This window comes from Blastochloris tepida, assembly GCF_003966715.1.
GTDB classification, from domain to species: domain Bacteria; phylum Pseudomonadota; class Alphaproteobacteria; order Rhizobiales; family Xanthobacteraceae; genus Blastochloris; species Blastochloris tepida.
In genome coordinates, this window is record NZ_AP018907.1 from 3,409,353 (window position 1) to 3,431,367 (window position 22,015).

The window sequence follows — 22,015 nt, forward strand, 5'->3', positions numbered from 1 at the left end:
CCGCAACCGCCAGCCCGAGGAGACCGCCATGACCCGCTCTGCCAGCACCCGCTCTGCCAGCACCCGCTTGACCAAGACCGCCATCGCCACCGCCCTCGCCGCCGTCATGTTCGGCGCCGCCGCGCTCGGCACCGCCGGCCCGGCCCAGGCGTGGCATCCGCACCCCCATCATCATCACCACCATGGCGGCCACTGGCATCGCGGCCATGGCGGCGCGATCGCCGGCGGCGTCGCGGCCGGACTGCTGCTCGGCGGCATCGCCGCGGCGGCGGCGGCCAATTCCGACCGCGAGTGCTACCTGCAGGACCGTTTCGACCGCTGGGGCAACTATATCCGCACCGTGCGGGTGTGCCGTTGATGCGGGCCTTCGCTTCGGGATGCCGAAAGCCCGGAGCAACCGAAACCCGGCCAGCCTGCTCCGGAGCCTTGGCTTGACGCCAGCTTCGGCGTGACGGTCCGGGCGCCGACCCCGAGTTCGCCTTCGGCGCGCCCGAAGCGAGCGGCCGCCCCGCACCCGCCCCAATCCCCTGGCGGTGCGGGGCGGTTCGGCGTTTGATGCGAAGATGCGGATTTTCTTTACGGAATCGGGAATTTCATGAAGATTCGCAGGCGGACCCAACGGCCGGCTCCCGCCGCCGCTGGCATGAGGTGATCCGTCCATGGCCAAGGGCACGCCGGCGACGCTGGCGCTGGAGCGCGCGAACGAGCCGTTCACGCTGCACGAATACGTCTACGACCCCGACGCCGACCGTATCGGCCTGCAGGCGGCCGACGCGCTCGGCATCGAGCCGGCGCGCCTGCTCAAGACGCTGATGGTCGAGGCCGGCGGCAAGCCGGCGGTGGCGATCATCGCCTCCGACCGCACGGTGAGCCTCAAGAAGCTCGCCGCCGCGGCCAAGGTGAAGGAGGCGGCGATGATGGCGCCGGCCGCGGCCGAGCGCATCACCGGCTATCATGTCGGCGGCATCTCGCCGCTCGGCCAGAAGAAGCGGGTGCCGGCCTTCCTCGACGCGGCGGCGATGGCGCACGCCACCGTGCTGGTGAATGGCGGCCGGCGCGGCCTGCAGATCGAGCTTGCGCCCGCCCGCCTCGCGGCGCTGACCGGGGCGCAGGTGGTCGATCTGGAGCATGCGCCGGGTTGATCAAACGGCGTCCGACCCGATCTGCCGGAAAGCGCATCGTGCGGTTTCCCAGCCCAATCGGCCGGAAACCGCATCACCCCAGCGCGGCCTTGACCCAGCCGGACGCCTTGCCGAAATCCATGCGGCCGCCGAAGCGCTCCTTCAGCACCGCCATCACCTTGCCCATGTCCTTCATGCCGGCGGCGCCGATCTCAGCCACCACCGCGGCGATCGCCGCCTTCGCCTCGTCCTCGCCGAGCTGCTGGGGCAGGAAGGAGGCGATGATGTCGATCTCCTCGCGCTCCTGGGCGGCGAGCTCGGGGCGGCCATTGTCGGCGTAGATCGTCGCCGACTCCTGGCGCTGCTTGATCATCTTGGCCAGCAGCCCGAAGATCTCGTCGTCCGACAGCGGCCCCTTGCCGTTGCCGCGGGCGTCGATGTCGCGGTCCTTGAGCGCGGCGGTGATCAGCCGCAGCGTCGACATCCTGCGCTTGTCCTGGGCCTTGACTGCGGCGGTCAGCGCCTCGGTGAGGGTGGTGCGGATCACGGGACAAACCTTTCGTAAGCTGACAAAGCGCCCGCCGGAACGACGGCGGCATCGCTTTATCTGATTGATAAAACGTGGAAATTTCCATTCGTGCGGCGGTTGACGCGCGGACCGTTGTCACTTAGGTTCGCAGGTCAAGATCCGACAACGTCCCGTGTCCGGGCGTCGCGTTTGCGGCGTGCGCCCGCGCGCGGCCACATATGTAGGCGAGCGATGGGCAGCGAACAAGACAATCAGAACACCGGCTGGCAGGACCCGAAGCCCACCGCGCTCCTGGTGCTGGCCGACGGGCTGGTGCTCGAAGGGTTCGGGCTCGGCGCCACCGGACAGGCGGCCGGCGAGGTGTGCTTCAACACCGCGATGACCGGCTATCAGGAGATCCTGACCGACCCGTCCTATGCCGGGCAGATCATCACCTTCACCTTCCCGCACATCGGCAATGTCGGCACCAATGACGACGACATCGAGACCGTCAACATGGCGGCGGTGCTCGGCGCCTGCGGCGTGGTGCTGCGCGCGCCGATCACCGGCGCCTCGAACTGGCGCGCCGCCAAGCATTTCGACGCGTGGCTGAAGGCACGCGGCATCATCGGCATCTCCGGTCTCGACACCCGGGCACTCACGGCCCGCATCCGCGAGGCCGGCATGCCGAACGCGGTGATCGCCCACGCGCCGGACGGCGGGTTCGACGTCGAGGCGCTGAAGCGCGCCGCCGCGGCGCTGCCCGCGATGGACGGGCTCGACCTCGTGCCGAAGGTCGCCGCCACCCAGCGCTACGGCTGGGACGAGACGGTGTGGGCGTGGCCCGGCGGCTATGGCCGGCAGCAGGCGACGAGCCGCCACGTCGTCGCCATCGACTACGGCATCAAGCGCAACATCCTGCGCCTGATCGCCACCACCGGCGCCAAGGTCACGGTGGTGCCGCCGACCGCCTCGGCGGCCGACATCCTGGCCTTGAACCCGGACGGCGTGTTCCTCTCCAACGGCCCCGGCGATCCGGCGGCGACCGGCCAGTATGCCGTGCCGGTGATCCAGACGCTGCTGGCGGAGAAGGTGCCGACCTTCGGGATCTGCCTCGGCCACCAGATGCTCGGCCTCGCGGTCGGCGCCCGGACGCGCAAGATGCGCCAGGGCCATCACGGCGCCAATCACCCGGTCAAGGACCTCACCACCGGCAAGGTCGAGATCACCTCGATGAACCACGGCTTCGCGGTGGACCGCGACTCGCTGCCGGGCAACGCGGTGGAGACCCACGTGTCGCTGTTCGACGGCTCGAACTGCGGCATCGCGCTCACCGACCGGCCGGCCTTCTCGGTGCAGTACCACCCCGAGGCCTCGCCCGGCCCGCAGGACAGCCATTACCTGTTCGCCCGCTTCGCCGAGATGATGGCGAGCCGCAAGGCGGTGGTCTGAGGCGGTTTTCCGGTTTCGGGCTTCGCGCCCCCTCGAAAAGCCCCCCACCCCCGACCCCTCCCCACCATTCACTGCGTTCATGGGGGGAGGGGAGAAGGCCGCGGGCCTGTCCCGGCCGTTCCCCGTTGTACTCGTGGGGAGAAGAGGCGCCCCTTCTCCCCTCCCCCCGCGAGCGGTGGGGAGGGGTCGGGGGTGGGGGGACGCGCCGCCGTCCGGGTGGGGGAACGCGCCGCCCGGCGCGCGTGATCTTCATTCGGGCGCTTGTCACCTTCACCCCGCCGCGCCCTGCCTGACCGGATTTCCGCCGATCCTTCAAAATTTAAGCAGTCGGGAGAGCGGCGGTTAACGCTATTTCCACCGCTGGTGTGCATGCTGCCGGTCCTGTGCGAGGCGCAGGAGGGCGGCATGTCGAGGGTGCAGATCACGGCGTTTGCGGCGGTGCTTGCGGCCATCGCTTTCACATGGCTCGCCAATGTCGCGGCCTCGGTCGGCGACTCGCTGACGAGCCAGCTCGCCCGCAAGCAGGCCAACCCGCCGCCGGTCCGCACCCGCGTCATCACCTCGATCCTCGATCCCGACCCGACCATCGTCGGCGCGATCCCCAAACGGGCGGACGGCCTGCGGCCCTGAATCTCTTCCCGACCCGACGCGACCCGCCCCGGCCCGCCGGACGATTTGTCGCAAAGTCGCCGGATCGCGGAGAGGTTTCGTTAACCTTTCGGTCACCACCGCGCGCCTAGGCTTGGCGCGGCCTTCCGGACAACCATCTGCAACCCGGAAGGCGGCCTTGCCGGATCGCCGACCTCCGCGGCGGCGTCCGGCGAGCGGGCTACGCGTCTCCGGCTTCGTGAGCCGGACTCCATCTGCTGACCAAGGGAGGCGCGCGTGAGTGTTGCTTTGAGACGGAATCTCCGCCGGATCACCCTGATGCGCCGTGTGGCGACGGGCATCGAATACGGCCTGCTGGCGATCGGGGCGGCGATCGTCGGCTTCGCCACGCTGATCCTGGTCGAGGACACCGGCCGCGACCGGGTGGCCGTGCGCACCCAGCCCGCCATCCTCGACGCCGGCCCCGTCCACCCGGTTGCGGCACCCGAGACGGTCGGCAGCATTCCCGCCGCCGAGCTGCGGCGCTGAGGCGCGACGCCGCTTCCTTCGCAGTCCGCGCTACGGCGACACCTTGGCGCGCGCCTGCTCGGCCATCTCCTTGAGACTCTTGCGCAGGTCGGCCGGCGTGGTCAGCCGCTGCGGGAACGTCACCCGCGCCGTCTCGTCGCCGCAGGCGAGATCGAGCCCCTCGGGATCGCAGCCGGTGACGCTCCAGCGCCCATCCGGCGCCCTGGCGAGCCGCGTCGCATAGAGCCGGACGGCATCCGCATGGTCCTCGTTCATGTGGGCGAGGATGCCGGGCTCGGCCTCGATCAGCGCCCCGGCATCGTCGATCGCGGTCAGCACGTCGGCCGGGGCGACCGCGGCCGCCCGGCCGAAGCCGCCATTGAGGTGGACGGCCGCCAGCTCCATGCGCCAGAAGCCGAAATCCGGCAGCTGCACATAGAGCTGCGACTTCGGATGCTTGGCCAGGAAGCGGCGGCGGGCGCGCGCATCCTCCACCCGCGTGCAGCGGCCGACCAGCGACAGGCGGGGATGGGCCAGCGGATCGCCCTTGCCGGTCTCGGCCAACAGCAGCGAGGCGCGGCCGTCGGCGGCGAGGTTGCGGGTGTGCAGCGACAGGCCCGACAGCAGCAGAATGGGGGCGCCGTCGACGTCGGTGGCGACATTGACCAGCGTGGTCAGCGGGAAGCCCGACTGCGGATCATTGGTGGCGAGCGCGCCGGAGCGGGCGGTGCGAAGCAGGGTCCTGGCCAGCCCGGCGGCATCGAATCCGGCGGCCGGATTGAGCGGCAATTCGATGCCGGTGCCGGTGATCGGCGGCGCGGCGTCCGGCGGCTGAGCACCCATCGCCTTCTCCCTGTTCGGTTTTTCGGCGTTCCGCCGCGATCCTTCCGCCGATCCGGACGCAGCGCTCCGGACGGGTATCGCGCAACGGACATCCGACTATATATTGGTGTCGGCGCGCGCCGGTCACAGATCGGCCCCGATCACGGTTTTTTTCGCAGCCTCGCGGGCTGCGCCGGAGATGCTGCGCGCCCCTGTTCCCCGGTGACGCTGCGTCGCCGCGATGCAAAGGTCCCTTTCATGCCGACCATCGCCCTTGTCGACGACGACCGCAACATTCTCACCTCGGTCACGATCGCGCTCGAGTCCGAAGGCTATCGCATCATGACCTACACCGATGGCGCGTCGGCGCTCGAAGGCTTCAAGACCAGCCCGCCCGATCTCGCCATCCTCGACATCAAGATGCCGCGCATGGACGGCATGGAGCTGCTGCGCCGGCTGCGCCAGAAGACCGACATGCCGGTGATCTTCCTCACGTCCAAGGACGAGGAGATCGACGAGCTGTTCGGCCTCAAGATGGGCGCCGACGACTTCATCCGGAAGCCGTTCTCGCAGCGCCTGCTGGTCGAGCGCGTCAAGGCGGTGCTGCGCCGCGTCACGCCCAAGGACGGCACCACGCCGCCGCGCGAGACCGACACCGCCAGGGTGCTGGAGCGCGGCCTGCTGCGCATGGATCCCGAGCGCCACACCTGCACCTGGAAGAACGAGCCGGTGACGCTGACGGTCACCGAGTTCCTGATCCTGCAGGCCTTGGCGCAGCGGCCGGGCGTGGTGAAGAGCCGCAACGCGCTGATGGATGCGGCCTATGACGACCAGGTCTATGTCGACGACCGCACCATCGACAGCCACATCAAGCGCCTGCGCAAGAAGTTCAAGGTGGTCGACGACAATTTCGAGATGATCGAGACGCTCTACGGCGTAGGCTACCGGTTCAAGGAATGACGCCGCCGATGGCGCCCGTCCGGCCACAGCTCCAGATTCAGCTTCAGGCAGATTGCCGATGACGGCCGACATCGAGGAGCGGCCGATCGGCAAGCGCCGCGGCCAGCGCAAGGTGCGCGCCGCCGGCTGGACGGTGCGGCTGCGCCAGAGCGCAACGACGCTGGTGTTCTCGAGCCTCACCCGCCGCATCGTCGTCCTCAACCTGACCGGTCTCGTCGCCCTGGTCGCCGGCATCCTCTATCTGTCGGAGTTCCGGGCCGGGCTGATCGATGCGCGCATCCAGAGCCTCCTGATCCAGGGCGAGATCATGGCCGGCGCGGTGGCGGCCTCCGCCACGGTCGAGACCAACACCATCCAGATCAACCCCGACCGGCTGCTCGAACAGCAGCTCGGCGAATCCTATTTCGACGACTCGGTGTCGCCGCTCGAATTCCCGATCAATCCCGAGCGGGTGGCGCCGCTGCTGCGCCGGCTGGTGTCGCCGACCAAGACCCGCGCCCGCATCTATGACCGCGACGGCATGCTGGTGCTCGACAGCCGCGGCCTCTACGGGCGCGGCGACATCCTGCGGCTCGATCTGCCGCCGCCGATCGACAAGGCGAGCGGCCTGGAGAAGGTGTGGGGCGAGGTGCAGCGCTGGTTCACCCGCGGCGCGCTGCCCTTCTACAAGGACCTGCCGGCCAATGCCGGCAAGAGCTACCCCGAGGTGGCCCAGGCGCTGGCCGGCGCCAAATCGAGCATGGTGCGCATGAACGACCGCGGCGAGGTCATCGTCTCGGTCGCGGTGCCGATCCAGCGCTTCCGGGCGGTGCTCGGCGCGCTGCTGCTGTCGACCCAGGGCGGCGAGATCGACGCGCTGGTCGAGCAGGAACGCTACGTCATCGTGCGGGTGTTCGTGGTGGCGGCGCTGGTGATGATACTGCTGTCGGTGCTGTTGGCCGGCACCATCGCCGGGCCCGTGCACCGGCTCGCCGATGCCGCCGAGCGGGTGCGCCGGCGCATCAAGGGTCGGGTCGAGATTCCCGACTTCACCACCCGCGCCGACGAGATCGGCCACCTGTCGGGCGCGCTGCGCGACATGACCGACGCGCTCTACCGGCGCATGGAGGCGATCGAGAGCTTCGCCGCCGACGTCGCGCACGAATTGAAGAACCCGCTGACCTCGCTGCGCTCGGCGGTGGAGACGCTGCCGCTGGCCAAGAGCGAGCAGAGCCGCGGGCGGCTGCTGGAGATCATCCAGCACGACGTCAAGCGGCTCGACCGGCTGATCTCCGACATCTCGGATGCGAGCCGGCTCGACGCCGAGCTGCAGCGTCAGGTGGCCGAGCCGGTCGATCTCAAGCAGCTGCTGTCGGCGGTGGTGACCGTCGCCAATGAGGTGCGGCGCGACGACGGGGTGACGATCCTCGCCAGCTTCGTCGAGCTGCCCGGCGTGGCGCCGGCCCGCCAGTTCGTGGTGCCGGGCCATGATTCGCGGCTGGGGCAGGTGGTGCACAATCTGATCGACAATGCCCGCTCGTTCTCGCCGCAGGGCGGCACGGTGCAGGTGACCTGCCGCCGCCTGCCCGACGAGGTCGAGATCACGGTGGAGGATGACGGGCCGGGCATCGGCCCCGACGCGCTGGAGAAGATCTTCACCCGCTTCTACACCGACCGGCCGGACCAGGGCTTCGGCCAGAATTCCGGCCTCGGCCTGTCGATCTCGCGCCAGATCGTCGAGGCCCATGGCGGCGAGATCTGGGCCGAGAACCGGCCCGGGCCGGCCGAGGATGGCGACGAGGCCGTTCTCGGCGCCCGCTTCGTCGTCCGCCTGCCGGCGGCGTGAGCGCGCAACGGAGGGCCGCCATGCTCGCCACCGGCCGCACCATCCATGCCAGCGCGGTGCTGGTGGGCGAGAGCGCGGTGGTGATTCGCGGCCCCTCCGGCTCCGGCAAGTCGCGCCTCGCCCTCGGCCTGATCCGCCTCGCCGAGGCCGGCACGCTGCCCTTCGCCCGGCTGGTCGGCGACGACCGGGTGGCGCTGGCCGCGGCCTCCGGCCGGCTGCTGGTGTCGCCCGCCCCCAACATTGCCGGTCTGATCGAGGTGCGGGGCCTCGGCGTGCTGCCGCTTCCCCACGAGCCGCTGGCGGTGGCCGGGCTGATCGTCGATCTCGCGGCCGAGGACGGCGCCCGGATGCCGGCGGCCGACAGCGCCCGCACGAGCCTTTTCGGCATCGAGGTGGCGCGCCTGCCGGTCGCCGCCGGCGCCGATCCCTTGGCGCTGGTGGCGGCGCTGATCGCCGGCGGCCGGCCCGCGCCCGCCGCCTCCCCCTGGGGCCGCCTCTTGCGCTGAGGGAACCGGTGCGGCAATGATGCCGGCGGTCCGAGAGGCGGGCGTTGGTCCGTTTCCGGCGGAGCGGGGCATGATCGGTCTGGTATTGGTTACCCACGGGCGGCTGGCCGTCGAATTTCGTGCTGCCCTGGAACACGTCATGGGGGCCCAGCGGCAGATCGAGACCGTGACCATCGGTCCCGACGACGATATCGAACAGCGTCGCCACGAGATCATCGCTGCGGTCGAGGCGGTCGACAGCGGCGAGGGCGTGGTTCTGCTCACCGACATGTTCGGCGGCACCCCGTCCAATCTCGCCATCTCGGTGATGAACCGGCCGGGCATCGAGGTGGTGGCCGGCATCAACCTGCCGATGCTGGTCAAGCTCGCCACGGTGCGGGACGAAATGCCGCTTGCCGACGCCGTTTGCCAAGCGCAGGAAGCTGGCCGTAAATACATCTACATCGCGAGCCGGCTGCTGAACGGGAAGTGAACCAGGCGTTGCAACGCGACGCCCGGACCGGAAACCCGCGGAGTCGCAACGGGGGTGGCGCCATCATGAACGAGTTCCAGGCGAACGGCGGCTCCAACGGCAGCCACAATGGCGGCGCCGGCAACGGCGCCGATGGCGGCGACGGCGCGCTGCGCCGCGAATTGCAGATCGTCAACAAGCGCGGCCTGCACGCGCGCGCCTCGGCCAAGTTCGTGATGCTGGCGGAGACCTTCGAGGCCGACATCACCGTCTCGCGCTGCGGCGAGACGGTGGGCGGCACCTCGATCATGGGGCTGATGATGCTGGCCGCCGCGCCGGGCACCTCGATCGAGATCGCCGCCAGCGGCCCGCAGGCGCAGGAGGCGATGGAGGCGCTGAGCGCGCTGGTCGCCGACCGCTTCGGCGAGGGCGAGTAAGTCCGCCGCCCCCTGAGGTTGACCCGCCCCCGTCGTCGCCGGGCTTGGCCCGGCGACCTCGACACCTTGATCATCCCGCCGGCCGCCCTCTTGTCCGACACTGCGGCTTTCCGATCGAGATCGCCGGGCCAAGCCCGGCGATGACCACGGCGAGGGCGAGCAGCATCTCATACGGTTCTCCGGCTTGATCCGCCGGAAACCGTGTCAAATCCTCAAATGTCCGACACGACCTTCCGTCCCGCGGCATAAAGAAATCTTTATATGTTTATTGACTCGGGTGGCTGGTCTGCTAGACCAGCGCCGAACGCGGCCGGGTGCGCCCCGCCGCGCCTTATCCATATGCCGAGGTGGTCATGAGCAAGGATTACGTGGTCAAGGACATCGCTCTCGCCGAGTGGGGCCGCAAGGAGATCGACATCGCCGAGACCGAGATGCCCGGCCTGATGGCGACCCGCGCCGAATACGGCCCGGCGCAGCCGCTGAAGGGCGCGCGCATCGCCGGCTCGCTGCACATGACCATCCAGACCGCGGTGCTGATCGAGACGCTGGCCGCGCTCGGCGCCGACATCCGCTGGGCGTCGTGCAACATCTATTCGACCCAGGACCACGCCGCCGCGGCGATCGCCGACCGCGGCATCCCGGTGTTCGCCGTCAAGGGCGAGAGCCTGGAGGACTATTGGGAATACACCCACCGCATCTTCGAGTGGGCCGACGGCGGCGCCCCCAACATGATCCTCGACGATGGCGGCGACGCCACGCTCCTGGTCCATCTCGGCCTGCGCGCCGAGCAGGGCGATGTGGCCTTCCTCGACAAGCCGACCTGCGAGGAAGAGGACGTGCTGTTCGCCTCGATCAAGCGCCGCCTCAAGCACAAGCCGGGCTGGTACTCCAAGCTCGCCGGCTCGATCCGCGGCGTCACCGAGGAGACCACGACCGGCGTCCACCGCCTCTACATCATGGAGCGCGAGGGCAAGCTGCTGTTCCCGGCCATCAACGTCAATGACAGCGTCACCAAGTCGAAGTTCGACAATCTCTATGGCTGCCGCGAGTCGCTGGTCGACGGCATCCGCCGCGGCACCGACGTGATGATGGCCGGCAAGGTGGCGATGGTCGCCGGCTTCGGCGACGTCGGCAAGGGCTCGGCCGCCTCGCTGCGCCAGGCCGGCTGCCGGGTGCTGGTGTCGGAGATCGACCCGATCTGCGCGCTGCAGGCGGCGATGGAAGGCTATGAGGTGACCACGATGGAGGACGCCGCGCCGCGCGCCGACATCTTCGTCACCGCCACCGGCAATGTCGACGTCATCACCATCGACCACATGCGGGCGATGAAGGACCGCGCCATCGTCTGCAACATCGGCCACTTCGATTCCGAGATTCAGGTGGCGGCGCTCAAGAACCTCAAGTGGCACAACGTCAAGCCGCAGGTGGACGAGATCGAGTTCACCGACGGCAAGCGCATCATCCTCTTGTCGGAAGGCCGGCTCGTGAACCTCGGCAACGCCATGGGCCATCCGAGCTTCGTGATGAGCGCGTCCTTCACCAACCAGACGCTGGCGCAGATCGAGCTGTTCACCAAGCCCGGCCAGTACGAGAACAAGGTCTATACGCTGCCGAAGAAGCTCGACGAGAAGGTGGCGCGGCTGCACCTCGACAAGATCGGCGTGAAGCTCACCCAGCTGTCCGACAAGCAGGCGAAGTACATCGACGTGCCGGCCGAAGGGCCGTTCAAGCCGGACCACTACCGGTATTGAGCACGGCGCGCCGGGCGCAATCGCTCGGTCTCCGTAATAGCGGAGACCGGCTTTGCGAACGAGACTGCGATAATTCGAAGCGTTGAAGCGCCCGGTCCGATGCCGTCGGATCGGGCGCTTTTGCGAGTGCGTCTTGCGCCGTTCGCCGGCGCGTCAGCGGCGGATCACGCCTTCGGCTGATCCGCCCTACGTCCGCATCCGTCGTCCGCCCGGCTTGCCCTTGACCCCCGGCTTCTTGCCCGGCCGGAAGTCGTCCGGCGTCAGCGGCAGGTCGCGATTGTGCGGCCCCATCTCGTCCAGCGTCGGCTTGCGGGGACCGCGGCCGGACGACGGCGCGGCGGCGAGCGCCGGGCGCTTGGCGGTCGGGTCGTCCACCACCGCCAGTTCGGCGGTCCGCAGCCGCTTGATCTCGTCGCGCAGCATCGCCGCGGTCTCGAAATCGAGATCGGCGGCGGCGGCGCGCATGCGGGTCTCCAAATCGGCGATCACCGTCTCGAAATTGTGGCCGATGGTGGCGGCGGCCGCCGCCGGGCCGGCATCGACGCGCACATGGTCGCGCTCATAAACGCTGTCGAGAATGTCGGCGATGCCCTTCTTCACGCTCTCCGGCGTGATGCCGTTGGCGGCGTTCCAGGCGAGCTGCTTGTCGCGGCGGCGGCTGGTCTCGGCCATCGCCCGCTGCATCGAGCCGGTGATGCGGTCGGCATACAGGATCACCTTGCCGTCGACATTGCGCGCGGCGCGGCCGATGGTCTGAACAAGGGATGTTTCGCTGCGCAGAAAGCCTTCCTTGTCGGCGTCGAGAATGGCCACCAGCGCGCATTCGGGAATGTCGAGGCCCTCGCGCAGCAGGTTGATGCCGACCAGCACGTCGAACGCGCCGAGCCGCAGATCGCGGATGATCTCGATGCGCTCGATGGTGTCGATGTCGGAATGCATGTAGCGCACGCGCACGCCCTGCTCGTGCAGATATTCGGTGAGATCCTCGGCCATGCGCTTGGTCAGCACGGTGACCAAAGTGCGATAGCCGGCGCGCGCCATCGCCCGCGCCTCGCCGAGCAGATCGTCGACCTGGGTGCGCACCGGGCGCACCTCGACCGGCGGATCGACCAGCCCGGTGGGGCGGATCACCTGCTCGACGAACACGCCGGCGGTGCGCTCCATCTCCCAGGTGCCCGGCGTCGCCGACACGGCGACCGTCTGCGGCCGCATGGCGTCCCATTCCTCGAAGCGCAGCGGCCGGTTGTCGAGGCACGACGGCAGGCGGAAGCCGTATTCGGCCAGCGTCGCCTTGCGCCGGAAGTCGCCGCGATACATGCCGCCGATCTGCGGAATGGTGACATGGCTTTCGTCGATGAACACCAGCGCATCGTCGGGGATGTATTCGAACAGCGTCGGCGGCGGCTCGCCGGGCCTTCGGCCGGTGAGATAGCGCGAATAGTTCTCGATGCCCGGGCAGACGCCGGTGGCCTGCAGCATTTCGAGATCGAAGATGGTGCGCTGCTCCAGCCGCTGCGCCTCGATCAGCCGGCCGGCGGCGTTGAGCTCGTCGAGCCGGATCTTCAGCTCCGCCTTGATCGAGGCGATCGCCTGCTGCAGCGTCGGCTTCGGCGTCACATAGTGCGAATTGGCGTAGACCTTGACGAAGCCGAGCGCGCTCTTGGTCTCGCCGGTCAGGGGATCGAACTCGTCGATGCGCTCGACCTCGTCGCCGAACAGCGAGATGCGCCACGCGCGATCCTCATAGTGGGCCGGGAACAGCTCGATGGTGTCGCCGCGCACGCGGAACATGCCGCGGGCGAAGTCGAGCTGCCCGCGCTTGTACTGAAGCGCCACCAGATCGGCGATGATCTGGCGCTGGTCGAGCCGGTCGCCGACGCTGATTGAAAACGTCATCGCGGTGTAGGTCTCGACCGAGCCGATGCCGTAGATGCACGACACCGAGGCGACGATGATCACGTCGTCGCGCTCCAAGAGCGCCCGCGTCGCGGCGTGGCGCATGCGGTCGATCTGCTCGTTGATCGAGGAATCCTTCTCGATATAGGTGTCGGTGCGCGGCACGTAGGCTTCGGGCTGGTAGTAGTCGTAATAGGAAACGAAGTACTCGACCGCGTTGTCGGGGAAGAAGCTCCGGAACTCGCCGTAAAGCTGGGCGGCCAGCGTCTTGTTGGGCGCGAGAATCAGCGCCGGGCGCTGGGTGGCCTCGATCACCTTGGCCATGGTGAAGGTCTTGCCGGAGCCGGTGACGCCCAGCAGCACCTGATCGCGCTCGCCGCTCTCGACCCCGGCCACCAGCTCGCGGATGGCGTTGGGCTGGTCGCCCTGCGGCTCGAACGGGCTCTTGATCACGAACCGGCGCCCGCCCTCGCTCTTCTCCGGCCGCGGCGGGCGGTGCGGCGTCCACACCTGGTTGGCGTGGATCGGGTTGCCGCTGCGGATCAGCCGCTCCAGCGCCTCGGCGCTGGCGCCGACGCCATAGGCCTCGCCCGCGAACGCCGCCTGCGGCGCCTCGGCGAAGCCTTCGGGCTGGCCGTCGTCGTGGGTGCCGGCGGGCTCGCCATAGCCCGTCATGGCGCCGTGGCCGGCGGTGCCGTCCTTGATGCCGGGATTGAGCAAAGCGGCGAGCGACGGGTCCATCGACGGCGCCGGCGGGCGCGCCGCCCGGCTGCGGGCGCGCGGCTTTTTGGGGGGCTGCGGCGTGTCGGGGGGCTGCGGCATGCCGCGACTATATGGGCCCGCCGGGCCGGCAAGAAAAGCCGGGCGGCTCCTCCGCGGGCCGGGGGCGCTGGCGGGAGTGGCCGAAGGATGGCTCCGGGCTCCCGAAGGGATCAACCGGAGCCCGGACTCACGGCCGCTGGGTCTGGAAGGTGTCGCAGGCGGCAAGGTCGCCGCTGCGCAGGCCGCGGGTGAACCAGGCGGTGCGCTGCTTCGACGAGCCGTGGGTGAAGGAATCCGGCACCACCCGCCCCTGCGCCTGCTGCTGCAGCCGGTCGTCGCCGATGGCGCTGGCCGCCCGCAGCGCCTGCTCGATGTCGCCGTCCTCCAGGATCTTGAAGCGGGAATCGGCGTGGTGGGCCCACACGCCGGCATAGCAGTCGGCCTGCAGCTCGACCCGCACGGAGAGCGCGTTGGCGTCGCTCTGAGACACCCCCTGCTTGGCCTGCTGCACCCGCGGCAGCACGCCCAGCACGTTCTGGACGTGGTGGCCTACCTCGTGGGCGATGACATAGGCGGCCGCGAACTCGCCGGGCGCGCCGAAGCGGCGGTCGAGGTCGTTGAAGAAGCTGAGGTCGAGATAAACCTTACGGTCGCTCGGGCAATAGAACGGCCCCATCGCCGACTGGCCGAGCCCGCAGGCCGATTGGGTGGCGCGGGTGTAGAGCACCAGCCGCGGCGGCGGATAGGCGCGGGACTTCTCGCGGAAGATCTCCTTCCACACGTCCTCGGTCTGGGCCAGCACGACGGAGACGAACTGGCCCTGCCGGTCGGTCGGCTGGCTGGTGGAGGCGGGCGGCGGTCGGTGCTGCTGCTGCTGATATTGCGGGGCGCCGCCGCCCTGCAGCATCTCCAGCCCGCCGATCAGGAGCGCCGGGTTGATGCCGGTGGCCCAGGCGATGAGGCCGACGACGATCAGCCCGCCGATGCCGAGCCCGCCGCGGCCGCCGGGAAAGCCGCCGAACCCGCCGGGACCGCCCTGGCCGTAATCGCCGCCGTCGCCGCGCCGGTCCTCGACATTGTCGCTGCGCCGGTAATCTTCCCACCGCATGGCGTTCTCCCTGGGGGCTCGCCGCAACTATATGGCCAACGCCGGGGTCCGAGGCAATGCGCACCGGACGGGCGGGCGGAAGGCGCTCCAATACCAACGGCCGCGAACGCGGACAGTTAGAGCATTTTCCGCACAAGTGGATACCGGTTGTGCGAAAGAAAATGCGACAAACCAGAAACTTAGAGCGTCCGATCTGATGCAGTCAGATCGGATCACGCTCTAGTTCCGGTTTAAATCTGGAGGCCGGCGGATGCGCGCAGATCCTTCAAGAGCAGGAAGAGCGTGAGCGGCTGCGCGGGAAACCGGGCAAACCCGAACCGCTCGTAGAAGGCGCGCGCCTTGTCGTCCTTGGCGTGAACAATCACGGCGCGGATTCCGGCTATGTCGGCGGCAGCCAATGTCCGGCGCAAGGCATCCTTGAGAAGTGCGCCACCGAGCTTGCGCCCCTGATAAGCCCGGTCGACCGCCAGCCGCGCCACGATCATCACCGGAACGGGGTGGCGGGGCATCCCGCGCGCCATCCGCTCCGGAGCTTCTTCCAGGCTGACGTCCCCAACGGTCAGGCAGTGATAGCCCGCCACCGCATCGTCGATCACGGCGACGTAGGTCTGCGAGCTGCCGGATTTCTGGTTCTGCAGCGCAAAAGCCTGGAGAAACCGGTTGAGGGCGGGATGGCCGCAATCGAACCGGGCCGTGTCATGGCCCGGTCCAAGCTTCTCGATATGGACGGACCCCGGGCTCAATCCGCCGGGCCGTCGTCTTGAAGCAGGCGGGCAAGGCGCGGATGCACCACCGGCGGAGCGTCCAGGCGCTGCTGGAATTCGGCCCAGTCCTCCGGGCTCAAGCGAATGGAACGGTGCTCGGCCAGCACCTCCTCGGCGCGCTGCACGGCGCTGTCGAGGACGAACTCGGTCAACGTCTTGTGGCTGGCTTCGGCGGCGCGCCGCAGCGTCTGCTTGGCGGCCGGCGACAGCCGGAGATCCAGCTTCTCGGACCGGGTGGTGCGGGTGCTCATGCGCTGTCCTCTCCAATTATTCATACCACAAAGCGCCCGACATTGTCATGACAGATTGCCAAGTATCTGCTCCCTTTGACGCAGCCTGAGCCCCCGGACCTCGTCATGGTTGTCTGTTCAAGCCTGCCTACCGCCGGGGGGCAACGTCCCATCGTTTGCCGAACCCTGTTCCCGAACGACGCTATGTCTCGCTGGATATTTCGCGGGCGCAGCCATAGTGTCCCGCGAGACATGGGGGCGGGCAGTGCGGGGACGGTGGGTCGGTGCGTTCGGCGGCGGAGCGGTGATCGGCACCCTCGGCGGCCTCATCGGATTGGGTGGCGCCGAATTCCGGCTGCCACTGCTGATCGGGGCGTTCCGCTTCGCGGCGCTCGAAGCGGTGATCCTCAACAAGGCCATGAGCCTGATCGTCGTGGCGACAGCCCTGCTGTTCCGCACGCGGACGGTGCCGCTCGACGCGATCGCCGCCCACTGGCCGGTCATCGTCAACCTGTTGGCGGGCAGCCTGATCGGGGCGTGGTTCGGCGCCGGGTGGGCGATGCGGCTCAAATCCGCCTCGCTCTACCGGGTGATCGCGGTGCTGCTGGTGGCGATCGCCGGGGTTCTCCTGCTCGGACACGACGTGTCGTCGAGCGGACCGTTGTTGCTGACCGGCACGGCGCAGGTGGTGGCCGGGGTGGTCGCGGGGTTCGTCATCGGCGTGGTCGCCTCGCTCCTCGGCGTGGCCGGCGGTGAGCTGCTGATTCCGACCCTCGTCCTGCTGTTCGGCGCGGACATCAAGCTCGCCGGAAGCCTGTCGCTGGCGGTCAGCCTGCCGACGATGATCGTGGGCTTCACCCGCTACAGCCGCGATCAGAGCTTCGGCGTTCTCGGCCGCAACCGGGCCTTCGTCCTGATCATGGCGGCCGGGTCGGTGGCAGGCAGCTTCCTTGGCGCCCAGTTGCTCGGGATCGTGCCGGGCTCCGTCCTGATCCCGCTATTGGCTGGGTTGCTCCTGCTCTCTGCCGTCAAGGTCTGGCGGCACTGAAATTTCAGGACGTCTGCGTTCCCGCCCCCGCCGACGCAAAACCGGTTCCCACTTCTGCGGCGAATCCTCTAATACGGTTTCGGCCGATCAGGCCGGAAACCCTATTCCGCTCGCTGAAAAATCCCTTCCGGATCAAGGATTTTTCGGCGAGATCGTTTCCGGTGTCCCGAAGGGATCATCCGGACACCTTGAAACAGGACAGCATGGTGCGGGTTCGTGTTCCCATGCTCCGGCCGACCTTCGAGCGCGAGGACGCCCTGATGGCGGCGGGCCACGCGCCGGTGGCCGGCTGCGACGAGGCCGGGCGCGGGCCGCTCGCCGGCCCGGTGGTGGCCGCCGCGGTGATCCTCGACCCCGCCTGCATCCCCGACGGCATCGACGATTCCAAGAAGCTCGACGCCGGCCGGCGCGAGGCGCTGTTTGCGGCCATCCTCGCCTGCGCCGAGGTCGGCGTGGCGCTGGCGCCGCCGGCCCGCATCGACCGGGACGACATCCGCCAGGCCTCGCTGTGGGCGCTGGCCCAGGCCGTCGCCGCGCTGCCGCGCCGGCCGGCGCACGTGCTCACCGACGGCCGCGACCTCGCGCCCTGCGGCTGCCCCGGCACCGCCGTCATCAAGGGCGACGCGCTCTGCCTGTCGATCGCCGCCGCCTCGATCGTCGCCAAGGTGGTGCGCGACCGGCTGATGTGCGGCCTCGACGCGCTCGCCCCCGGCTATGGCTTCGCCGGGCACAAGGGCTACCCCACCGCCGCCCATCGCCGCGCGCTCGAAGCGCTCGGTCCCTGCGATCATCACCGCCGCTCGTTCGCGCCGATCCGCGGCGCGGTAGCCGCGTCCGTTGCGGGACAGGAGCCCGGCCGATGAAGCTCGACGACACGCCGCTGCGCTCCTCGCGCCTGCTGGAGGCGCTGCGCGGCCGGCCCCGCGCGCTGGTCTACAGCGTCATCCTCGGCCACAGCCTGGCGATGGCGCTGGCCATGCTGCTGGTGCAGGCCAGTCCGCCGCGCGAGGTGGTCGAGGCGCTGGTGATCGGCCGCGAAAGCCTGCTCGGCACGCCCGCCCATCCGCCGCTGACCGGCTGGGTGCTCGGCTTCGCCTATTGGCTGGGCGGCGGCCGGCTGTGGGCGCTGTCGCTGGCCGGGGTGCTGGCCGATGCGGTGGCGCTGTGGGCGGTGTTCCGTCTCGCCCGCGGCATCGTCGGCGAGCGCCAGGGCGCGTTCGCCACCGTGCTCTTGGCCGGCGTCGCCTGGGTCACTTGGCTGCCGCCGGCGCTGAGCCCCGACCGGCTGCTGCTGCCGCTGTTCGCGCTCACCGCTCTGCATCTGTGGCGGGCTGCCGGTCAGGGCCGCCGGCTCTATTGGGGGCTGGTGGCGCTCGATCTGGCGCTGCTGGTCATCACCAAATATTCCGCCGCGGTGCTGGCCGGCGTGGTGGTGCTGGCGCTGGCGGCGGCGCCGAAGGGCCGCGCCGTGTTCCGCCGGCCCGAGCCGTGGGGGGCGGTGGCGGTCGCCGCCGCGCTGATCTGGCCGCACATCCTGTGGGTGGCGACCGACGACGGCCTGCCGTTCGACCACGCGGTGGGCAGCCTCGGCGCACCCGACCTTGTCGGCGCGGCCGAGGCCTGGGGCGGCCTGCTGCTGCTGGGCGTGCTGGGCCACGCCGCACTTGCCGTGCTGGTGGCGCTGGCGGTGGTGCCGCGCCGGAGCGAGGGCGATACCGTGCCGGTGTTTCCGCGGCCGGAGCCCGACATCACCGCCCGCCGCTTCGCGCTGACTTTGGCGCTGGCGCCGGCCCCGGCGGTGGCGATGGCCGGTTTCGTCCTCGGCCTGCCGGCGAAGACCGAGACGCTGGTGCCGCTGTTCGCCTTCTCCGGCCTCGGCGCGGTGCTGCTGCTCGGCCCGGCGATCCCGCTCTACCGCCACGCGCTGGTCGGCCGGGCGCTGGTGCTGGCAACGCTGGCGCCACCGGCCGTGGCGGCGATGATGGCGGTCGCCGCGCCCTATGGGCGGGGCCCCGGCGCCGACACCAACTGGCCGAGCGGCGAGATCGCCGGCTGGTTCACCGAGGTCTATCGCATCCGCACCGGCCAGCCGCTGGCCATCGTCGCCGGCGACGTGTGGACCGGCGGCACGCTGGCGCTGGCCAGCCGCGACCGGCCGCAGCTCCTCCTCGACGGCAATCCGGCCCGCACGCCCTGGATCACCGAGGAGACGGTGGCGCAGGCCGGCGTGCTGGTGGTGTGGCGCATCGAGGGCGCCAATCCCCACCCGCCGGTGAGCCTGCGCACCCGCTTTCCCGGCATGACCATCGAGGCGCCGCGCAGCTTCGACTGGGCGATCAAGGGCCGCCTGCCGCCGGTCCGCATCGGCTGGGCGGTGATCCCGCCGCAGGGCGGGTGATCATACGGTTTCCGGCCAATCAGGCCGGAGAACCGTATGCCGTTCGCCGAAAAATCCCTTCCGGATCAAGGATTTTTCGGCGAGACCGTTTCCGGTATCCCGAAGGGATCAACCGGAAACCGTATGATCACTCGACCATGCGCCCTTCGGCCAGCGCCCGCTTGACCGCCAGGAAGTCGCGCCACGCCAGCCGCTTCTGCAAGGGCTGGCGCAGCAGATAGGCCGGGTGCAGCGTCGCCATGGCGCGGATGTCGCGCGTGCCGGCGCGATAGGTCAGCCAGCGGCCGCGGGTCTTGAGGATGCCGTCCTTGGTGCCGGTCAGGCTCGACGCCGCGAAGCCGCCGAGGAACACCAGCACGTCGGGATCGACCAGCTCGATCTGGCGGGTGATGAAGGGCAGGCAGATCGCGCTTTCCTGCGGCGTCGGCGTGCGGTTGCCGGGCGGCCGCCACGGCACGATGTTGGCGATATAGACCTTGGTGCGGTCGAGCCCGATCGCCGCCAGCATGCGGTCGAGCAATTGGCCGGCGCGGCCGACGAACGGCTTGCCCTGGCGGTCTTCCTCCGCTCCCGGCGCCTCGCCCACCAGCATCAGTCTCGCATCCGGCGCCCCGTCGGCGAACACCAGCCGCGAGGCGGTGGTCTTGAGCGCGCAGCCGTCGAACCGCTCCAGGATCGCCCGCAGTTCGTCGAGCGACGCGGCCGAGCGGGCGGCTTCGCGCGCGGCCATCACCGCCGCATCCGGCGGCGGCGGGGCGGGGGCGGCGTCGGGCTCCGGCGCGTGGGCCGCCCGGCGCGGCGGCGGCGCGGTGGGGAAGCGGTGCGGCGCCTCCGCCCCCGGCCGCGCGGAGGCCGGCGGATCGGGCGGCAGATCGGGCGGCAGATCGGGCGGAAAGGCTTGCGCCCGCCGCTCGGCCTCGCGGGCGGCCTCGGCGAACCGGTCGTGCGGCGTCTCGGCGAGCGCCACGTCGATGCCCGCCCCGGCATAGAAGGCCAGCAGGTCGGCAAGCGCAGTCTGGAGGTCGGGGGCGGTCATCGCCGTCACTTTATCAGCGCCGGCCGCCGATCGCACCGTTGGTGGAATTGTCAGAGCCGGCAAGTCGTGGAATGACCATATTGAAAAAATCCAAGACTGGGAGGGAAAGACCGATGAGCGAGGCCGAGCTGCCCCCGCGCGAGCGCATGGATTTCGACGTGGTGGTGGTCGGCGCAGGCCCGGCCGGGCTTGCCGCCGCCATCCGCCTCAAGCAGATCGCCCCCGACCTCGCGGTGGTGGTGGTCGAGAAGGGCTCGGAGGTCGGCGCCCACATTCTGTCCGGCGCGGTGGTCGATCCCTCGCCGCTCGATGCGCTGCTGCCCGGCTGGCGCGGCGAGGATACCCCGTTCAAGACCGCCGTCACCGACGACCGCTTCTACTACTTCAGCCAGCGCGGCGGCGTGCGCCTGCCCAACTGGCTGATGCCGCCCTTGATGTCCAACCATGGCTGCTACATCGTCTCGCTCGGCAATGTCTGCCGCTGGCTGGCGGCCAAGGCCGAGGCGCTGGGCGTCGAAATCTATCCCGGCTTCGCCGCCGCCGAGGTGCTCTATGACGACGCCGGCGCCGTCATCGGCATCGCCACCGGCGACATGGGCATCGCCCGCGACGGCCACCACAAGGACAGCTTCACCCGCGGCATGGAGCTGGCCGGCAAGTACGTGCTGTTCGCCGAGGGCGCGCGCGGCCAGCTCACCCGCCAGCTCGTCGCCCGCTTCAAGCTCGACGGCGGCGTCTCGCCGCAGAAATACGGCATCGGGCTCAAGGAGCTGTGGCAGGTGGCGCCGGAGAAGTCGAAGCCCGGCCTTGCCCAGCATTCTTTCGGCTGGCCGCTCGACGACGCCACCAGCGGCGGCTCGTTCCTCTACCATCTGGAGGACAACCAAGTGGCGGTCGGCTTCGTGGTGCATCTCGACTACGAGAACCCGACGCTGTCGCCGTTCGACGAGTTCCAGCGCTTCAAGCACCACCCGCTGATCGCCGACACCTTCGCCGGCGGCAAGCGCCTCGCCTATGGCGCGCGCGCCATCAGCGAGGGCGGCTGGCAGTCGGTGCCGAAGCTGGTGTTCCCCGGCGGCGCGCTGATCGGCGATGCCGCGGGCTTCCTCAACGTGCCGCGCATCAAGGGCACCCACAACGCCATCGCCTCCGGCATGCAGGCGGCCGAGCAGGCCGCGGCCGCCATCGCCGCCGGCCGGGCGGGCGACGAGCTTGCGGCCTATGATGCGGGCTGGCGCGCCAGCGGCATCGGCGCCGACCTCAAGCCGGTGCGCAACGTCAAGCCGCTGTGGGCGCGCCACGGCCTCAAGCTCGGCGTGACGCTGGCCGGGCTCGACATGTGGACCAACACGCTGGGCTTCTCGCTGTTCGGCACGCTCAAGCACGACAAGCCCGACAACGCCACGCTGAAGCGGCTCGACGAGGTGACGCCGATCGCCTATCCGCGGCCGGACGGGAAGCTGTCGTTCGACAAATTGTCCTCGGTGTTCCTGTCCAACACCAATCACGAGGAGGACCAGCCGGTCCATCTGACGCTGAAGGACCCGGCGGTGCCGATCGCCCACAATCTGCCGCTCTATGGCGAGCCGGCGCGGCTCTACTGCCCGGCCGGGGTCTATGAGGTGGTCTATGGCGACGAGGCCACGCAGAGCGACCCGCGCTTCGTGATCAACGCCCAGAACTGCGTCCACTGCAAAACCTGCGACATCAAGGACCCGACGCAGAACATCGTGTGGGTGGCGCCCGAAGGCGGCGGCGGGCCGAACTATCCGAACATGTGAGGGTTTTCGGGCGGGGTTTTGGGATTGGGGCTTCCGGTTTCGG

At 69.7% G+C, this 22,015-nt stretch carries 22 protein-coding genes; 15 read left to right on the top strand and 7 right to left on the bottom strand.

Features of this window, described 5'->3' with window-relative positions; all coding sequences use genetic code 11:
* Positions 1–28: 28 nt before the first annotated feature.
* Positions 29–358 carry a hypothetical protein gene (locus BLTE_RS15465; RefSeq protein ID WP_280177355.1) on the top strand — a complete coding sequence of 110 codons (330 nt, stop codon included), beginning with the start codon at positions 29–31 and terminating at the stop codon, positions 356–358.
* Positions 359–659: 301 nt separating this feature from the next.
* Positions 660–1,142: a Cys-tRNA(Pro) deacylase gene (ybaK, locus tag BLTE_RS15470; RefSeq protein WP_126401530.1), complete on the top strand. Its 483-nt coding sequence runs from the start codon at positions 660–662 to the stop codon at positions 1,140–1,142.
* A gap of 73 nt (positions 1,143–1,215) precedes the next feature.
* On the opposite strand, the gene BLTE_RS15475 is transcribed toward ybaK, so the two are convergent.
* On the bottom strand, positions 1,216–1,668 hold the full coding sequence (locus BLTE_RS15475) for a GatB/YqeY domain-containing protein (protein WP_126401531.1): 453 nt from the start codon (positions 1,666–1,668) through the stop codon (positions 1,216–1,218).
* 213 nt (positions 1,669–1,881) lie between these two features.
* Here BLTE_RS15475 and carA point away from each other — a divergent pair, with 213 nt between their 5' ends.
* The 3 genes from carA to BLTE_RS15490 all read left to right on the top strand — a co-directional run bounded on the left by carA (position 1,882) and on the right by BLTE_RS15490 (position 4,218).
* Positions 1,882–3,081 (top strand): glutamine-hydrolyzing carbamoyl-phosphate synthase small subunit, encoded by a 1,200-nt coding sequence (carA, locus tag BLTE_RS15480; protein ID WP_126401532.1) that lies wholly within the window; start codon positions 1,882–1,884, stop codon positions 3,079–3,081.
* A 369-nt stretch (positions 3,082–3,450) separates the two neighbouring features.
* The gene (locus BLTE_RS15485) at positions 3,451–3,711 is read left to right on the top strand and encodes a hypothetical protein (protein WP_126401533.1); all 261 of its coding nucleotides are present in this window, start codon (positions 3,451–3,453) and stop codon (positions 3,709–3,711) included.
* A 297-nt stretch (positions 3,712–4,008) separates the two neighbouring features.
* Positions 4,009–4,218: a hypothetical protein gene (locus tag BLTE_RS15490; RefSeq protein ID WP_126401534.1), complete on the top strand. Its 210-nt coding sequence runs from the start codon at positions 4,009–4,011 to the stop codon at positions 4,216–4,218.
* A gap of 30 nt (positions 4,219–4,248) precedes the next feature.
* Here BLTE_RS15490 and BLTE_RS15495 read toward each other — a convergent pair whose 3' ends face one another.
* Positions 4,249–5,040 carry a HugZ family pyridoxamine 5'-phosphate oxidase gene (locus BLTE_RS15495; protein ID WP_126401535.1) on the bottom strand — a complete coding sequence of 264 codons (792 nt, stop codon included), beginning with the start codon at positions 5,038–5,040 and terminating at the stop codon, positions 4,249–4,251.
* A 237-nt stretch (positions 5,041–5,277) separates the two neighbouring features.
* Between BLTE_RS15495 and BLTE_RS15500 the strand changes: the two genes are divergently transcribed.
* From BLTE_RS15500 to ahcY, 6 genes are all read left to right on the top strand, one after another.
* Positions 5,278–5,979, top strand: coding sequence for a response regulator transcription factor (locus tag BLTE_RS15500; protein ID WP_126401536.1), 702 nt, complete (start codon positions 5,278–5,280; stop codon positions 5,977–5,979).
* A gap of 58 nt (positions 5,980–6,037) precedes the next feature.
* Positions 6,038–7,804 (top strand): sensor histidine kinase, encoded by a 1,767-nt coding sequence (locus BLTE_RS15505; protein WP_126401537.1) that lies wholly within the window; start codon positions 6,038–6,040, stop codon positions 7,802–7,804.
* Positions 7,805–7,824: 20 nt separating this feature from the next.
* The gene (locus tag BLTE_RS15510) at positions 7,825–8,310 is read left to right on the top strand and encodes an HPr kinase/phosphorylase (RefSeq protein WP_126401538.1); all 486 of its coding nucleotides are present in this window, start codon (positions 7,825–7,827) and stop codon (positions 8,308–8,310) included.
* 70 nt (positions 8,311–8,380) lie between these two features.
* A complete protein-coding gene (locus BLTE_RS15515) occupies positions 8,381–8,782 on the top strand; it encodes a PTS sugar transporter subunit IIA (RefSeq protein WP_126401539.1) in 402 nt (133 codons plus the stop codon).
* Positions 8,783–8,847: 65 nt separating this feature from the next.
* Positions 8,848–9,198, top strand: coding sequence for an HPr family phosphocarrier protein (locus BLTE_RS15520; protein ID WP_126401540.1), 351 nt, complete (start codon positions 8,848–8,850; stop codon positions 9,196–9,198).
* A 353-nt stretch (positions 9,199–9,551) separates the two neighbouring features.
* The gene (gene ahcY / locus BLTE_RS15525; RefSeq protein WP_126401541.1) at positions 9,552–10,949 is read left to right on the top strand and encodes an adenosylhomocysteinase; all 1,398 of its coding nucleotides are present in this window, start codon (positions 9,552–9,554) and stop codon (positions 10,947–10,949) included.
* Between the two features lie 186 nt (positions 10,950–11,135).
* On the opposite strand, the gene uvrB is transcribed toward ahcY, so the two are convergent.
* The 4 genes from uvrB to BLTE_RS15545 form a co-directional block, all read right to left on the bottom strand.
* Positions 11,136–13,667, bottom strand: coding sequence for an excinuclease ABC subunit UvrB (uvrB, locus tag BLTE_RS15530; protein WP_126401542.1), 2,532 nt, complete (start codon positions 13,665–13,667; stop codon positions 11,136–11,138).
* A gap of 127 nt (positions 13,668–13,794) precedes the next feature.
* The gene (ypfJ, locus tag BLTE_RS15535) at positions 13,795–14,715 is read right to left on the bottom strand and encodes a KPN_02809 family neutral zinc metallopeptidase (RefSeq protein ID WP_126401543.1); all 921 of its coding nucleotides are present in this window, start codon (positions 14,713–14,715) and stop codon (positions 13,795–13,797) included.
* A 230-nt stretch (positions 14,716–14,945) separates the two neighbouring features.
* A complete protein-coding gene (locus tag BLTE_RS15540; protein WP_126401544.1) occupies positions 14,946–15,458 on the bottom strand; it encodes a GNAT family N-acetyltransferase in 513 nt (170 codons plus the stop codon).
* Complete coding sequence (locus BLTE_RS15545) at positions 15,455–15,730, bottom strand: type II toxin-antitoxin system TacA family antitoxin (RefSeq protein ID WP_126401545.1); 276 nt, start codon at positions 15,728–15,730, stop codon at positions 15,455–15,457. The genes BLTE_RS15540 and BLTE_RS15545 overlap by 4 nt, the downstream gene beginning before the upstream one ends.
* Positions 15,731–15,974: 244 nt before the next feature.
* Here BLTE_RS15545 and BLTE_RS15550 point away from each other — a divergent pair, with 244 nt between their 5' ends.
* The 3 genes from BLTE_RS15550 (at position 15,975) to BLTE_RS15560 (ending at position 19,155) form a co-directional block, all read left to right on the top strand.
* The gene (locus BLTE_RS15550; protein WP_126402247.1) at positions 15,975–16,757 is read left to right on the top strand and encodes a sulfite exporter TauE/SafE family protein; all 783 of its coding nucleotides are present in this window, start codon (positions 15,975–15,977) and stop codon (positions 16,755–16,757) included.
* Positions 16,758–16,960: 203 nt separating this feature from the next.
* On the top strand, positions 16,961–17,620 hold the full coding sequence (locus BLTE_RS15555; protein WP_126402248.1) for a ribonuclease HII: 660 nt from the start codon (positions 16,961–16,963) through the stop codon (positions 17,618–17,620).
* Positions 17,617–19,155, top strand: coding sequence for a glycosyltransferase family 39 protein (locus tag BLTE_RS15560; protein ID WP_126401546.1), 1,539 nt, complete (start codon positions 17,617–17,619; stop codon positions 19,153–19,155). Before BLTE_RS15555 ends, BLTE_RS15560 begins: the two co-directional genes overlap by 4 nt.
* Positions 19,156–19,282: 127 nt before the next feature.
* Here the strand turns inward: BLTE_RS15560 and BLTE_RS15565 are convergent, their stop codons facing one another.
* Positions 19,283–20,191 (bottom strand): uracil-DNA glycosylase, encoded by a 909-nt coding sequence (locus BLTE_RS15565; protein WP_126401547.1) that lies wholly within the window; start codon positions 20,189–20,191, stop codon positions 19,283–19,285.
* Between the two features lie 113 nt (positions 20,192–20,304).
* Between BLTE_RS15565 and BLTE_RS15570 the strand changes: the two genes are divergently transcribed.
* Positions 20,305–21,972, top strand: a complete 1,668-nt coding sequence (locus tag BLTE_RS15570; RefSeq protein ID WP_126401548.1) for an electron transfer flavoprotein-ubiquinone oxidoreductase — start codon at positions 20,305–20,307, stop codon at positions 21,970–21,972.
* The last annotated feature ends 43 nt before the right edge of the window (positions 21,973–22,015 follow it).